The organism is Companilactobacillus allii (assembly GCF_001971585.1).
Classification (GTDB): Bacteria; Bacillota; Bacilli; order Lactobacillales; family Lactobacillaceae; genus Companilactobacillus; species Companilactobacillus allii.
In genome coordinates, this window is record NZ_CP019323.1 from 1,272,850 (window position 1) to 1,288,180 (window position 15,331).

Here is a 15,331-nt window from a genome sequence, read left to right on the forward strand (position 1 = left end):
AAAGTTGAATATAACCTAAACGTAAATTAGGTATAATCCAACTGTAAAGTTCATGTAACACTATTGAAACATTAGAGATACTTTTTAACTTCAACTAGAAGTTTGTCGACAGTGTTGATAACAATACCATTCATCTTAATAAGACCGATGGTGTAGTTATTGATGTAGCCAAACGGATTCTCACCGATACCTTTGACAGCTTCAAGTTTTTGGGGATTGTTGAAGCCATGTTGACGCAAATCAGTCCATAGTCCAACAATAGGAATTTCTTTACCAAAGGCCAATCCGATCTCAGTTGCAACACCGTCATCCATAGTATCACCATCTAACACAGCAACTATTAAATCAGATGAAAGAAGCTCTTTGTTATCTTCTTGAGCAATTTTGATTGAGTCAGCGTAGTTCATCTTGTCGTTTATATCGCCATTTTCTTGAGGCAGATATATTTCAATGTCACTAGACATGTCACGTAACTTTTTAACCACCATGTCATTGTACATACGATCGGCTTCTGAAAATAACCCGTTAGCAAAATAAATCTTCATTTAAAAATCCTTCTCTCATGTATATTATGATTAGTTTAGCATGAAAGACTTATTTATTTAAAGCTAATCAAAATAAACGAATCCTTTTCTTGGAACTTGGCGTTGGACGTATGACTCCAATGTTTATCCAACAACCATTTTGGAATTTGACATTTAATTTACCACAAGCTTCCTAATGTTAATATAAATCCCAAAGATGCTTTAACGCATCCCAAAATTGAGGACAGGTCATTAGTGATTCATGATGATATTAATACTGTGCTTGCTGACATTGTTGGAAGCGAAAGTGAAATATACAAATAGGGGAACCAGCAATTTGCTGGTTCTCCTATTTTTACTATTCTGTATTTAAAATTGATATATTAAAATATCGTTTTACCAGTTAGAACATTAAAGTGATAACTTATCACAAATACATCATTTTTTAGTAAGAATATAATTAATGTTTAGTAGAGTATTGATTTTTTTCATAAAAGAGGCAAACTAATATTGTAAACGTTTTTATAAATAGAGTGATGGAGGGAAAACTATGAAACTAGGAATAATTTTGGAAACAAAAGAGGCTGAGAAGTCGTGGAATGCTTTTAGATTTGCTATTGCGGCTTTAAAAAAAGGAAATAGCGTGAAGATGTTCTTATTAGGAGAGGCTGTAGAGTGTGAGAATATTGAAGATAAAGAACATGATACCCCTACTTTAATGAAGGAATATAAGGCTAACGGTGGAGAGATTCTTGCTTGTGGTACTTGTATAAAGGCAAGACATCTGGAAGATACAACTAGTTGTCCAATATCAACAATGAACGATTGTGTTGATATTGTTGAATGGTCAGATAAAATGGTTACATTTTAAGATTTTTAAAAATTATCCAGGGGGATATATTAATGAAAAAGTTTAGGAAATCTTTATTAGTAATTGTTACTTTGATTTTATCCATTTCTGCTTTTACGCTTTTTACTAACGAAACAACTGTTAGTGCAAAATCGTATTACGCTCAAAAGGATGATACAGAGAAGACTGAGGGACCACGTGTTTTTGTCAGTCCACATTGGGTAAACAAAGTGGTAAACAAGAAAACTGACGTAAAGGATTATAAAATTTTTGAGGCATCATATGGTAACGATAGTAAGTTCAAAAAAGGTCATATACCTGGCGCCATTCATATAAATACTAATTCTGTTGAATCAGAGAAAAATGAATGGAATCTTGTATCTGCAAATAAGATCAAAAAATTATTATTAAAAAATGGTGTTACAAGTAATACTACTTTGATTGTATATTCTACAGATATAAATGCGGCATCTCGTGTTGCATTTGCTGCATTTTGGACAGGAGTTAACAATATAAAAGTTGTTGATGGCGGATACAATGGCTGGAAACAATCAGATTATAAAATTCAAAAAGGCAAATCTAAGAGTGTTAAAGCAGCAGCTGACTTTGGTACAGACGTACCTGCCAATGCAAAATATGAAATTAAAACACCTGCTAACTTTTTGGCACAACAAAAAGACGATCCTAATGTCATTTTAGCAAGTACACGTTCATGGAAAGAATTTACTGGTAAAACTAGCGGTTATTCTTATATCAAAGAAAAAGGTGAACCAAAGGGTGCAGTTTATGCTAAAACAAGTAAAACTAGTGCAGATTCAGCATATTTATTGAATAAGAACGGAACTGTAAAATCCATTAGTCAGATTGCACCAACATGGAAGAAATGGGGAATTGAGCCTACAAGTAACATTGATTTCTACTGTGGTACAGGTTGGCGCGCAACAACAGCATTTTTCATTGCCTATCAAGGTGGATGGAAGAATGTCCATGTTTATGATGGTGGTTGGTATGCCTGGAATAAAGCTCATAAGAAAGATCCATCTAAATACCAAGTACAAGTAGGTAGTCCACGTTCTAAAAATGTTAAAATTTTGAACTAAAGCTTCTATTATCAATGAGTTGTTAGTTATAGGTAGTAAAAAATGAGGGGTAAAAAAATGAAAAATAAACGAATTTTCTTTGGAATTTTAATGGGATTTTTATTGATGGTTGGCATGACATTTGCTGCACCAACTGAGAGTCAAGCTGCTGCAAAATCTTCAACTGCTGGATTAACGTCCAGCAAGCCAATTAAATATAATAAGAAGAAAAAAGAAATCACAATTCTTACAACTGTTAATGGAACTTATTTTACACAACCAACAAGACATGTAATTGTTAATGTAGATGGTTCTAATGGAAATAAGTCATTGTTGAAGACTAACGCTACACCCAAAGAATTTTATAATGATCTAAAAAAAGTTGGTGCTAAGGCAGGTAACAATTTAACAAAGGATTCTAAAGCCGGAAAGAAGGTCAAGGGAACTAAATTATCTGTTTATTTTGTAATTAATGGTAAGAGAGTCAAGGCAGAAAAGGCTGTTCAAGTTAATAAAAAGAATGTTAAAAATCTTGATTTCAGATTTGGTGGAAATATGAAGACTAATAACAAAATGAAAACAGGTTGTGTCCTTTGCTTTGATAGTTGTCCAGTAGGTATTGCTTCTGGTGCAAAATATGGTTTCCAATATGGAGAACACTTCACGGGTAAATCCAGTGTTATGCCAAAAGATGGAACAAAGATGGCAGTTGTTGTTAAGGTCAAATAAATGAAGAGGAAAAGAGATTATGAGAACTAGACTGAGGGTCCTTTATAACGGAATTGTGATTGGAATCTTTTGTTCTCTTCTAGCATGGAAGTCACCTTGGCTACAGATGAGGATACCACTTGGCTGGATAATACCAGTGGTCGCAATAGTTGTATACGTATGTTACATGTTCTATGGAAAACATCTCGAACAGAACTGGGCAATATTCAGATTTTCAGAAACATCAATAATTTCTGCAGTGGTAGTTATATTATTAATACTAATATATGGTTTAAATTCCCTAGTTACGATATTTGGAGCAACAATTAGAGAGATGTTCAATGCTGAATGGTCATTGCCTATTACGGCTGGACTGATTTTTGGGATTTTAGTTATTTGGTTCATAGCACTGGGAATTGACAGTTATTTACATCCGGTTGCTAAGATAGTTTCTGGAGATAAAATAAATAAACTAACACTTCAAAGTAAAATCAGTTTGGTTGTAACAATCACTTTCCTTGTTCTTTTAGTGGTTGGGTACTATGTGATTCCTGGTTATCATGACTTTATTAATAAAATGAGTGTTATGTTGGCAAAATTGGATATTAAGGCCATTCGTGACTATATTGAGAGTTTTGGTGTTTGGGGGCCATTGATTTCAACATTTCTAATGATTTTTCAATCAATTTTGGCACCATTGCCGGCGTTTATTTTGACCTTTGCTAATGCATATCTGTATGGCTGGTATTTTGGAGCTGCATTATCTTGGTTCAGTGCAATGCTAGGTGCATTACTATGCTTTTATATTGCTAGAGGTGTTGGACGTCCCTTTGCTGAAAAAATTGTTACAAAGAATGCACTTGCAAAAATGGATGGATTCTTTGATGAGTATGGAAACTATACAATAATTATTTTAAGGTTATTACCTTTCGTATCTTTTGATGAAGTGAGTTATGGGGCTGGTTTTACAGATATGAAGGTTGGCAGTTTTCTAATTGCCACTGGGATTGGCCAATTACCAGCTACTATAGTATATTCATTTGTAGGTGGTAGTCTTGGTGGAAATAAAATGATGATGTTCATAGCTTTGATATCATTCATAATTTTGATTGTTGTATCATTGGTTGCTCGTAAAGTATTACAAAATAGACAGGCAAAGCAAAAAATTAATGTCTCTAAATAATAATACTCATTAAAGTCGAGGTTTGAGTATGAAAAAAGTTATAACATTTTTTGCCGTGATCGTTATAGGAATAGTTATTTTTTATCAAACAGGATTAATAGATGAGTTGCAAAATGTTTCCTCATTGCAAAAGACTTTTCAAGGTATGGGATTTATGGGCTATTTTGCTTTTATTATCCTGTGTATTGTTACGGCCATTTTCATGTTACCTGGTGGACTTTTGGCAATAGTTGCTGGGATTGTTTATGGAGGCTTTTTGGGAGGGCTGCTAACTGTAATTGGTAGTACTCTAGGTGCAAGTATTTCATTTGTGTTGGGTAGAACTTTGTTAAAAGATGTAATTATTAACAAATATGGAGATCAGCCAACCTTTAAAAAAATTATGCATGGAGTTGATGAAAACGGGGTTTCATTTTTAATTCTTACAAGGCTTGTTCCAATTTTTCCATATGCCTTACAAAGCTATGCATATGCATTGACACCAATGAAATTTTTGCGATTCTCAGTTATTTCTGGAATTACCATGTTACCAGCATGTTTTATATATGCGTATATGGCGTCTGATATATTAACACAAGGATTAACGTTATCGTTATCAATTAAATTTACGATTATGGGAATAATTCTGTTTCTATTGACGTATATACCCAAGAAAATAGGGCGACATAAAAAAATGATTTAGAGAGGAATAGTACTATGAGGGGGAAAAAAATAGTAGCATTATTACTTTTACTAGTACCATTTTTGATTTTAGGTGGATGCAATAAGAAAGAATCAAAATCAACTGATTTGCCAACTAGTTATAGTAAAGCTTTAAAAGATGCCAAGGGACAAACAGTTACTTACTATGGATTTGGAGGAACAGAGACACAAAATCGATGGATTGATGATGTTGTTACTCCAATGATGAAAAAAAAGGGAATCACTGTAAAACGTGTACCTATGGATATTGATGATATTCTTAAAAAATTAACAACTGAAAAAGAAGCAAACAAGAAGACAGGTAATATCGATGTTGTCTGGATAAATGGAGAAAATTTTTATACTGCAAAAAAATTGGATTTATTAGCTGGTCCACTGGACAGCAAATTAATTCCAAATATGAAAACTTATATTTCTTCCAATGATCCAGATGTAAAGCGTGATATGGGAACCTCCATTGATAAATTGGAGGTTCCATATGGAAATGCTCAGTTGGTAATGATTGGTAGCAAACAAATGTTTAATGGTGATTACCCAACCAGTGCTGAAAAAATGATGGACTGGGCAAAAGAGAATCCAGGTAAATTAACATATGTTGCACCACCTGATTTTACAGGTAGTGCCTTTATTAGAAATATTATTTATGAAACCGTCGGATATGACGCTATAAATAAGGCTCCAGCTACAAAAAAGGGAATTTATAAAGTAATCAAGCCTAGTCTTGATTATCTAAATGAATTAAAACCGTACCTTTGGGAGCAGGGTAAAACCTATCCTAAGACGACCGCTCAAATGGATAAGATGTTTGCAAATCATCAAATTGCATTAGATTTTTCATATAATCAAATGTATGCTGCCACACAAAGATCGGATGGTAAATTTACAGATGATGCACATTCATTTGTTTTTGATAAAGGAACAGTTGGTAATTACAATTATTTAGCTGTACCAAAAACATCCGCAAATAAAGCTGCAGCCGTTGTTTTGATTAATACGATGCTAAGTAAAGAGGCACAAACACAAAGGCTTAAATTAAAATATGGTGCCGTTGTTCCTCCATATTCAGAAGGAAAAACACCACAGAGTATTACTGATAAGTTGGATGATGCTTCTAATAAGTATGGAACCGTTCCAATGGATACTTTATCCAAAAAGAGAATACCTGAAATATCAGGTAAGAAGATTCCAATTATTGAGGATCTATGGAAGGAATATGTCCTAAATGCTGACTAAAAGAAAGATTCTTTTATTACTTAGTCCGTTTTATGTATTCTTCCTACTGTTCTTTGTAAGTGCAATTGTTAAATCATTTGTGACCAGTTTTGGCTATTATCCGTTAATGGGGATGAAAAATTTCAACTTGCATTATTATTTTGAAGCTTTTAAAATGCAATCATTTCTTAAAATCTTTGAACGTACATTTTTGTTTGCACTTTTTAGCGCTGCATTGGCGTGTTTTATCGGGATGTGTCTTGCTTTACTGTTTGATAAACGAAATGATAATATTTCAAAGTCGTTTTTTAAGATTGCACAATTGCCGGTAATGTTGCCACATATTTTTATTGTTTTAGCATTATTACAACTAATAAGTCAAACAGGTCTTATTCCTAGCTTGTTATTGAAATTAGGAATCATTTCAAAAGATACTAATTTTCCATTATTGGTTAATGATCCTTTTCAAATAGGAATTATTTTAACCTATTTGTGGAAAGAAATTCCATTTGTAATAGTTTCCTTGGTTTTGGTTTTGAGACAATTGGATAATAGATATCGCTTAGTTGCTAAAAATTTAGGAGCATCAACGTGGCAAACATTTTGGCACATATATTTGCCATTGATTCAACCGGCATTAATGAATGCATTTATAATTAATTTTTCGTTTAATTTTGGTTCTTATGAGGTACCTTATCTTTTAGGAAGTCAACGTCAAGAACTTCTCCCTGTATATATTTATGATTTATATGTGCAAGGCGACTTTTCACAGTTACCGTTAGTTATGAGCTTGAATTTGATTTTGTCGTTATTCGCAATTGCATTTGCAGGATTAATTATATTTATTAGTCACCATATTTCAGGCGGACATAATGGAGGGGTTAAATGAAAAAATCGAGCAGATTATTTCCCTTCCTATTGTTCGTGATATTGGTTTTGATGCCTCTGTTAGTTATTGTCATGTTGTCCGTTGGAAGAAACTGGAATTACCCACAATTGTTACCTAGACAAATTAGTCTGTCATATTTCATTGAGCTCTTGTTTGACAATAAGGAATTACTTGACTCACTTGTAACCAGCATAGTGCTTGCACTTGGTACGATAGGATTAACGGTAATTATTGCTTATCCTACTGCAATTGCTTTAGGATATTATGATTTTCGTGGGAAAAAGTTATTAAATATTTTAGTTTATTTACCATTAATAATTCCTAGTACTGCATTGTTAACAAATATGGATTTTGTAATGATTAAGTTCGGATTAAATGGTAGTTACTTCGGAGTTATCAGTGTGCATGCGTTATTTTGTCTACCCTATGCAATAAAACTATTGGTAGACAACCTTTCTTTAATAAATGATCGATATGAAATAGTTAGTAGAAATATGGGAGCATCAGCAATACAAACCTTTTTTCATATAACTCTACCTTTAAGCAGAAGCGGTTTACAGGGAGCTGTCATGATGACTTATATTGTATCTATGACACAATATTTATCGACTCTTTTGATTGGTGAAGGTAATTATATAACTTTGTCGGTAAGAATGTTTCCATTCACTCAGGATGGTAAATATCAAATAGCAGCAATCTATGGAGTTATATTTATGCTGTTCACGTTAATACCGTTATACTTGATTGATTTTTATATATCCCATAGTGGAAGGAGAGTTATTAGATAATTTGTATTCATTAAATAATATTTCCCAAGTAAAGGGTAAACATCAAATTCTTGATGATATTAATTTAAAGATTGATGATGATAGCATTTTTGCAATTTTGGGTCCTTCAGGTGGTGGTAAAACTACACTTCTGAATATTTTGGCACGAATAGATATTCCGACAAGTGGTAGCTTTTCTAGTGATGAAGATCAAAATCCTAAAGGAATTATGGTCTTTCAGGATTATCGTCTATTTCCACATATGACAGTATTTAAAAATATTGCCTTTGGTTTGAAAGTTAATGGTGAAAAAAAAGAGGATATCAGAGTAAAAACTAATGAAATTATGAAGACTATGGAAATCGTTGAATTATCAAAGAGATATCCAGATGAGCTCTCCGGTGGTCAACAACAAAGAGTCGCATTAGCTAGAGCCATGGTTTTAATGCCCAAATTACTGTTGATGGATGAACCGTTTTCTAGTTTAGACGAGGGATTAAGGATAGAAATGTTGAATTTTGTAAAAAAATTACAACATGAATTTCATTTAACCATTATTTTTGTCACGCATTATAAAATGGAAGCTTATATGTTATCCAATAAGATTGCAGTTTTAATTAATGGGAAAATAATGCAAGTTGATAAACCCCGTAATTTGGAACTTGAACCTGTTAATTTGTCAGTAGCAAAATTTTTGGGACAAGCCAATTTCGTTGAAGGTAAGTTTGCCAGTGAATTCACATCAAAGGTTTATTCAGGAATGGTTAAATTTAAAGGTGAAATCGCTGATAAACCTAATTTTTTATACCTGCCATATGATAATTCCATTCAACTTGAAAAAAGTGATTATTTAGCATTTTATGGAAGAATAAGTGACAAAATTTGGATAAGTAAAACTGAAGTAAGAGTTACTGTTGAAGTAAATCGGGTCCTATTACAGTTTAATTTACCAATGAATAGTGTAGAGGAAAATCAAAGTTATCAATTTTATTTTGTTAACTTACCGGTGGTGTATTAATGTGGTTAACGATAATAATTCCAATCTATCATGATGATGCTGCGTTGAAGCACCTTATTAAGAGACTGTCATCTTGGGATTTGTCTGGCATTGATGTATTGATAATTGATGGAGAAAATCGAGATAGACCAGATTTTTTGCCCAAATTTGTAAAATATTTAAATAGTGTTCCCAATCGTGGTAAGCAGTTACATTTAGGTGGAAGTGTTGCGAGAACTAACAAACTACTTTTCCTACATGCTGATTCAAAATTCTCCACAGCACCAATTTCACTATTGAAGTCGACAAAAGTGAATGTTGGATTTTTTACACTGAGATTTGATGATAATTCTACTTTTTTCAGTATATTGGCATTTATGTCTAATTTGCGAGCTAAAAAATTCAAACTAATTTTTGGGGACCAGGGATTTTTCGTAACAAAATCGCTTTATTCAAAAGTTGGCGGTTTTCCTGAACAACCATTAATGGAAGATTGGGAATTAAGTAAACGATTATCTAAAGTTGAATCAGAATTTGTAGAATTTCCCATTTCTATTTATACAAGTTCTAGAAAGTATATAAATGAAGGAAAAGTTAGAACTTTTTTTAAGATGCAGCTTATAAAGATTCTGTATAAAAGCGGAATGAAACCAAGCGCTTTGAGTAAAGTATATTATAGAAGGAGATAGTATTGGCAGAACAGATTCTAGACAAAATTGAAGTATATTTAAATGATAATAAAATAATGGAAAAGCTTGGTTTATTACCAGCACAAAGTATTTCATTTTTGGCTCAAGGTGAATACAATAAAAATTTCTTAATTACTGATCAATCAGGATATAGTGTGGTATTTAGAATTAATTATGGGTCTCAGATTAATGTTGCAAAACAATCTCGTTATGAATATCAAGCTTTACAAATACTTTATAAAAGTAAACACACACCTAAACCGCTTTTTCTTGATGATACTCGCAACTTTTTTAAGCATGATATTTTGATTGAGGAATTTCTACCTGGTAAGCCTTTAATTTATCATCGTGATTTGAAGATGTCTGCCAAAATATTGGCATCTGTTCATAATTTAAACTTGGATTCTAAGGCTTATCAGAATTTGAAAGTGGAAACTAATATTTGTACTGACAGATTGGAAGAGGCTAATCAGCTATTAGAACCCGTTGTTAGCAGTACCAAGTTGAAAAAGGAACAAATAAATGTACTTATTTCGTTAAAAAATTGGTGTGAAGAAAATAATGCTGATAAATATTTCTCTGGTCAACCGTTATGTTTAGTTAATACGGAGGTTAATTCCAATAACTTTTTAATAACTGATAATTATGGATACTTAATTGACTGGGAGAAACCAGTTATTAGCAATGCTGTTCAGGATCTAACTCAGTTTATGGTTGAGACTACAACACTTTGGAGAACAACCGAAGTGTTAAATTCAAAACAAGTTGAAGTGTTTTTAACTGAGTATTCTAAAAGAACAAATCAATCATCAGATTTATTAATGGAAAATATAAATAAATATATGCCATTTATGTTACTTAGAGCCTTATCATGGTGTGCCATGTTAGTTGCTACGTATGATGATAAACCAATAAAAAATGTTGAGATACTACATAGATGTCAATCCTTTTTGAAATTAGATTTTATGGTTCCATTATTAAATAAGTATGGGGTGACTTTTTGACTAAAGAAGCATATATCATTTTTTCTAAAATTCCAGAACCAGGATATGTTAAGACACGTTTACAGCCTGATTTGTCAGCTGAAGAATCAGCACGAGTACAATTGATCATGTTAAATAAGCTAATTAGAAATAGTAAAGAATTATCAAAATCAATGACAATATTTTTTGCTTATCAAGGATTTGATAATTTGATAACTAGTCGATTCTTGAGTGGTTTACCAAGTTTTATTCATACTTTTCCACAAAAACAGGGTAGTTTAGGTATGAAAATGAGCAGTGCTATTCAAAATGTTCAGGATCAAGGATTTGGTCATGTGATTTTGACTGGAAGCGATGTTCCACAACTGAATTCTGAGATCATTTATAAAGCTAATGAATCACTAAATACAAATAATATTGTTTTAGGTCCTACCTATGATGGTGGATATTATTTGTTTGGAACTAGTATTTATAATGTGGATCCTTACTTAAATACAGATATTTCTTGGAGTACATCAAGTGTTTTAGACACAACGATTAATTTAATACATGAATCGAATCAAAAATTGTATCTGATGCCAACTATGGTAGATGTTGATTTTAAAGCTGATCTAAATAAGGTTAAAGAATATGTTGAGGAATAATGATGAAGTTAATTTATGATTGTGATAATACAATTGGATTGCATGGAAAAGATGTTGATGACGGATTAACATTACTTTATTTATACCAACAATCTAATATAGATATACTTGGAGTTACTCTAACCTATGGTAATGGTACTGTTCAGGAGGTAAAGGAACAGACAGAACAACTGTGTTCACTATTTTCTTTAGATGTAGATACATACGTGGGTAAAGGAAAAGACGATTCAGATGTTTCCGTGTCTATGGCTGCTAAATTCTTAGTTAAAATGGTTAAAAAGTATCCTCATCAGATAGTTGTTTTGGCAACTGGAAGTATGGCAAATTTGTATGAGGCATATAAAATAGAACCGTCATTTTTTAAACTATTAAAAAAAGTTGTAATTATGGGTGGTAGATTTGAGGAAATGTTCATTAATTCAATCCCGATTGGTGAATTGAATTTGTCAATTGCTCCGGAAGCGGCCCATGCCGTTATTACCAGTGAAATACCAATGACAATTGTGAGTGGACAATATATTTCTGGAGCGTTATTAGGACGTGATGATTTGCATATGCTCGATAATGATGGATCAAAACGGTTTAAATGGCTGAGCGGAGTTATTTTGGATTGGATGCAATATACAGAAGATAATTGGAGTGTTCCCGGATTTATCAATTGGGATACAATCACAGCTTTATCCTTGACCGAACCAGATCAATTTGAATTTGAAGATGTATATTTGAGTTCAAGTGTAGAAGGTTTAAAAACTGGGTTAATGGAGAAAAAGCAAAATGGTAATCAAAAAGTCGAAATTTTAACTTCTATTAAGGATTTGTCACATTTGAATAATATAGTTTTAAAGACTTTAAATAATTATTTTATTGAGGGTAATTGATTTGAAATTATTTAATAGATTGATGGCAATGCTATTTATTGTTGTTCAATTAGTACTATTATGGATACCATTTGAATTAGATTATCTTTACAACACTCGACTGGGATTTATGAGGCAAATTTTATTCATGAATGAAACATATAATCTTTATTTAATTTCATGGATATTTTGGATTATTGTGATCGTATCAATTTTAGTTACTTTGTTTTTAATAATTAATAAAAGTAAGGAAAAATATATTAGAATTATTTGGTTAGTAATTCTGTTGCTTATAACGATATTTTTAAAAATTAATATTGGACGAAACGCGCCACTTTATTATTATGATTTAGCTTGTTTTTGTTTAGTAATATTAATTCAATTAGTTATTGTTAAAAAAAAATTTCAAAAAGGGGAATTTAATTATGTCAATTTTCACAAAAATAGATAATATTTCGATTGCTGATTTTAAAAAGATTTTACCTAACCATCCTAATGTTATAGATGTTCGTCGGGTTGATGAATTTAATGAAGGACATATTATTGGAGCTGCCAGTGTACCATACAAAACAATTAATCAATATAAACCAGTTGGTAAGACGTATATAATCTGTCATTCAGGTGTTAATAGTAGAAAATCTGCCAAAAAATTAACTGCAAAGGGTTACGATGTTGTTAATATTCTTGGTGGTATGATCGAATGGGATGGAGAAGTAGCTAAGGGAAACAAATAAGAATTTGTTATTAATATAAAAAAGCAATCCACTTAATAGAACTCTTATTGTGGGTTGTTTTTTTTTAATAAAAATATTTATTAATTATATGAAAGCGCTATCAATAAATGAACTTATGTAGTAAGATGACATTGATTAGACGTTCCCTAACGAATGTTATTTTTTTGTAACCATTTGTGAAAAAAATAACAAAATTTATGGATGTCAAAATCAACGATTAAAAATAATTGTAGGAGGGAAAAGATAGTTATGAAAGTACAAGAAGGATATATGCCTTATAAGGGATATAAGACCTATTATCGGATTGTTGGAGAGAGTGGTGGGGACAAGAAGCCCTTAGTTTTACTACATGGAGGTCCAGGTTCAACACATAATTATTTTGAATTATTGGATGATCTGGCAGTTGGTGGAAGGCAATTGATTATGTATGACCAGTTGGGATGTGGCAAGTCTGCCGTACCATCAGATCCATCACTCTGGAAGAAAGAGACTTGGGTGGATGAATTAATTGAATTAAGAAAATATTTAAATTTAGATGAAATTCATTTAATGGGTCAATCGTGGGGAGGAATGTTGGAACTTATTTATATTTGTGATTATAACCCTAAAGGCATTAAGAGCATGATTCTTTCAGGAACATTGCCTTCTGCAAAACTATGGGCACAAGAACAACATAGAATGATTAAATTCATGTCGCAAGAAGATCAACATGCTATTGCTGAGGCGGAAGCCAGTGGGAATTATGAGGCGCCAGAATATTTGGATGCAAATGATCGTTACATGGTAAGTCATGCAACAGCAACACCAACGATTGATTCACCAGAGCCATTACGACGTAAAAAAGTTTCGGGTACCGAAAGCTATATTACAGCTTGGGGCCCCAATGAATACTCTCCAATGGGTACTTTACATGATTATGATTATACGGATCAATTAAAAGATATTAGTTTTCCGACATTAATTACCAGTGGGACCAATGATTTATGTACACCGCTTATTGCAAAGACAATGTATGACCGTATTCCTAATTCAAGATGGGAATTATTTGCTCATAGTCGTCACATGCCATTTGTAGAAGAGAATACGGAGTATGAAAGTCTTCTTAAGAACTGGTTGGATGAACATGATTAATTATATTTAGAGGAGATGATTTTTATGGAAGCAGCAGAAAAAAAGCGTAAGCCTTTTGGCTTTTATGTATGTTCATTAGGTTTCACATTTGAACGTATAGCTTTTTACACTGTTAAATATATGCTGGCGGTATGGATAGCAACAAAGGTTGGTAAGGGTGGTTTAGGGTTAACAGATGTTAAGGCCGCATCAATGGCAGCCGTTTTCATCGCCATGACATATATCACACCTGTCGTTGGTGGATATATAGCTGATTACTGGATAAGCCCTAGGATTTGCGTTCCAGTTGGAATGTTATTGATGGCAATTGGCTACCTATTCACTTGGAAAGCTAATTCCATTGCCTTTGTGTGGATTATGATTATTTTAGTATCAGTGGGAACAGGTTTATTTAAAGGCAATCTTTCTGGAATAAATGGATTATTATTTGACGATGAAAAAGAATTAAACGAAGCATTTTCGGTTCAATATACTTTTGTCAATATTGGTTCATTTATTGGTACTACATTTATTGTGTTACTTATTCCCATTATAGGGTTTAACAATGTTTTCTTAATTTGTTCATTATTCTTATTCTTAGATTCACTATGGTTCATTTTTAATAGGAAAACATTAGGTGATGCTGGTAGTAAACCATTTAAAGTGGATCAGCGTCAATTTCAATCAGCTGGTGAGAAGGAAAAAGGTGAAGATTCTTCTTTAACAGCAGGTGATAAAAAACGTATTATCGCAATTATTTTGGTTACATTGTTCTCAGTTATTTTTTGGATGGTTTGGTATTTGGCATACATGCCAGTATATTATTACTTTGGTCACGGAGATGGTGCAGGATTTTTAAACCGCGCTAATTGGATGATTGGCAGTTTTAATATTCCTACTTCTTACTTTGATTCAGTTAACGCTTTAACATGCATAGTTTTAGGACCTGTTTTGGGTAAACTATGGACTAAACTAGCCCTTCGTCCACAAGGCGATTTGAGTATGTTTAAAAAGACGGCACTGGGAATGATCTTTATTGGAATTTCCTATGTTGTCATGGTATTTGCTGATTTTGTAGGTAACGGGAATACATCATTTCTTTGGATTGTATTAATTGGTTTCTTTATGTCAATTGGTGAAATGGTTTTCTCTCCTTTAGGAAATTCCTTCATTACTAAGATGGCTCCTGCCAAATTTATGGGTCTTTTGCTAGGCTTTTGGCCTATTGCTGTTTTTGTAGCAACATTAATTTATCCAAAGGTTTATGCGCTATTAAAAACTGATGTGCCATCTAAGTTTCAAAAAGGATATGGTATTTTAGCAATAATCATTATTTTATTAGGACTGGTACTTTGGTTCTCAAGTAAGAAGTTGGATAAATTAGAAGATGTGGATTAGTTAAT

General features: G+C 32.5%; 17 protein-coding genes. 16 read left to right on the forward strand and 1 reads right to left on the reverse strand.

Features of this window, described 5'->3' with window-relative positions:
- Positions 1–71: 71 nt before the first annotated feature.
- Positions 72–545 (reverse strand): nucleoside 2-deoxyribosyltransferase, encoded by a 474-nt coding sequence (locus tag BTM29_RS06190; RefSeq protein WP_076614726.1) that lies wholly within the window; start codon positions 543–545, stop codon positions 72–74.
- 529 nt (positions 546–1,074) lie between these two features.
- Here BTM29_RS06190 and BTM29_RS06195 point away from each other — a divergent pair.
- The 16 genes from BTM29_RS06195 (at position 1,075) to BTM29_RS06275 (ending at position 15,326) form a co-directional block, all read left to right on the forward strand.
- The gene (locus tag BTM29_RS06195) at positions 1,075–1,395 is read left to right on the forward strand and encodes a DsrE/DsrF/TusD sulfur relay family protein (protein WP_076614730.1); all 321 of its coding nucleotides are present in this window, start codon (positions 1,075–1,077) and stop codon (positions 1,393–1,395) included.
- A 32-nt stretch (positions 1,396–1,427) separates the two neighbouring features.
- Positions 1,428–2,474 carry a sulfurtransferase gene (locus BTM29_RS06200; protein WP_076614733.1) on the forward strand — a complete coding sequence of 349 codons (1,047 nt, stop codon included), beginning with the start codon at positions 1,428–1,430 and terminating at the stop codon, positions 2,472–2,474.
- 57 nt (positions 2,475–2,531) lie between these two features.
- A complete protein-coding gene (locus BTM29_RS06205) occupies positions 2,532–3,182 on the forward strand; it encodes a YdjY domain-containing protein (protein ID WP_076614737.1) in 651 nt (216 codons plus the stop codon).
- 19 nt (positions 3,183–3,201) lie between these two features.
- Positions 3,202–4,344, forward strand: coding sequence for a TVP38/TMEM64 family protein (locus tag BTM29_RS06210; RefSeq protein ID WP_225972179.1), 1,143 nt, complete (start codon positions 3,202–3,204; stop codon positions 4,342–4,344).
- Positions 4,345–4,372: 28 nt separating this feature from the next.
- On the forward strand, positions 4,373–5,026 hold the full coding sequence (locus tag BTM29_RS06215) for a TVP38/TMEM64 family protein (RefSeq protein ID WP_076614741.1): 654 nt from the start codon (positions 4,373–4,375) through the stop codon (positions 5,024–5,026).
- A gap of 14 nt (positions 5,027–5,040) precedes the next feature.
- Positions 5,041–6,279 carry an ABC transporter substrate-binding protein gene (locus BTM29_RS06220; RefSeq protein ID WP_076614744.1) on the forward strand — a complete coding sequence of 413 codons (1,239 nt, stop codon included), beginning with the start codon at positions 5,041–5,043 and terminating at the stop codon, positions 6,277–6,279.
- 106 nt (positions 6,280–6,385) lie between these two features.
- Positions 6,386–7,147: an ABC transporter permease gene (locus tag BTM29_RS06225; protein ID WP_225972180.1), complete on the forward strand. Its 762-nt coding sequence runs from the start codon at positions 6,386–6,388 to the stop codon at positions 7,145–7,147.
- Positions 7,144–7,935: an ABC transporter permease gene (locus tag BTM29_RS06230; protein ID WP_076614747.1), complete on the forward strand. Its 792-nt coding sequence runs from the start codon at positions 7,144–7,146 to the stop codon at positions 7,933–7,935. The genes BTM29_RS06225 and BTM29_RS06230 overlap by 4 nt, the downstream gene beginning before the upstream one ends.
- Before the next feature lies 1 nt (position 7,936).
- Positions 7,937–8,932, forward strand: coding sequence for an ABC transporter ATP-binding protein (locus tag BTM29_RS06235; RefSeq protein WP_076614751.1), 996 nt, complete (start codon positions 7,937–7,939; stop codon positions 8,930–8,932).
- Positions 8,932–9,600 (forward strand): TIGR04283 family arsenosugar biosynthesis glycosyltransferase, encoded by a 669-nt coding sequence (locus BTM29_RS06240; RefSeq protein ID WP_076614755.1) that lies wholly within the window; start codon positions 8,932–8,934, stop codon positions 9,598–9,600. The genes BTM29_RS06235 and BTM29_RS06240 overlap by 1 nt, the downstream gene beginning before the upstream one ends.
- Before the next feature lie 2 nt (positions 9,601–9,602).
- Entirely contained in the window at positions 9,603–10,604 is a 1,002-nt protein-coding gene (locus BTM29_RS06245) for a phosphotransferase (protein WP_083685945.1), read from the forward strand.
- Positions 10,601–11,227: a TIGR04282 family arsenosugar biosynthesis glycosyltransferase gene (locus tag BTM29_RS06250; RefSeq protein ID WP_076614759.1), complete on the forward strand. Its 627-nt coding sequence runs from the start codon at positions 10,601–10,603 to the stop codon at positions 11,225–11,227. The genes BTM29_RS06245 and BTM29_RS06250 overlap by 4 nt, the downstream gene beginning before the upstream one ends.
- On the forward strand, positions 11,227–12,105 hold the full coding sequence (locus tag BTM29_RS06255; protein WP_083685946.1) for a nucleoside hydrolase: 879 nt from the start codon (positions 11,227–11,229) through the stop codon (positions 12,103–12,105). The genes BTM29_RS06250 and BTM29_RS06255 overlap by 1 nt, the downstream gene beginning before the upstream one ends.
- A 404-nt stretch (positions 12,106–12,509) precedes the next feature.
- Positions 12,510–12,818, forward strand: a complete 309-nt coding sequence (locus tag BTM29_RS06265) for a rhodanese-like domain-containing protein (RefSeq protein ID WP_076614769.1) — start codon at positions 12,510–12,512, stop codon at positions 12,816–12,818.
- Positions 12,819–13,067: 249 nt separating this feature from the next.
- The gene (pepI, locus tag BTM29_RS06270; protein ID WP_076614773.1) at positions 13,068–13,949 is read left to right on the forward strand and encodes a proline iminopeptidase; all 882 of its coding nucleotides are present in this window, start codon (positions 13,068–13,070) and stop codon (positions 13,947–13,949) included.
- Positions 13,950–13,973: 24 nt separating this feature from the next.
- Positions 13,974–15,326 carry a peptide MFS transporter gene (locus BTM29_RS06275; RefSeq protein WP_076614777.1) on the forward strand — a complete coding sequence of 451 codons (1,353 nt, stop codon included), beginning with the start codon at positions 13,974–13,976 and terminating at the stop codon, positions 15,324–15,326.
- Positions 15,327–15,331 lie beyond the last annotated feature (5 nt).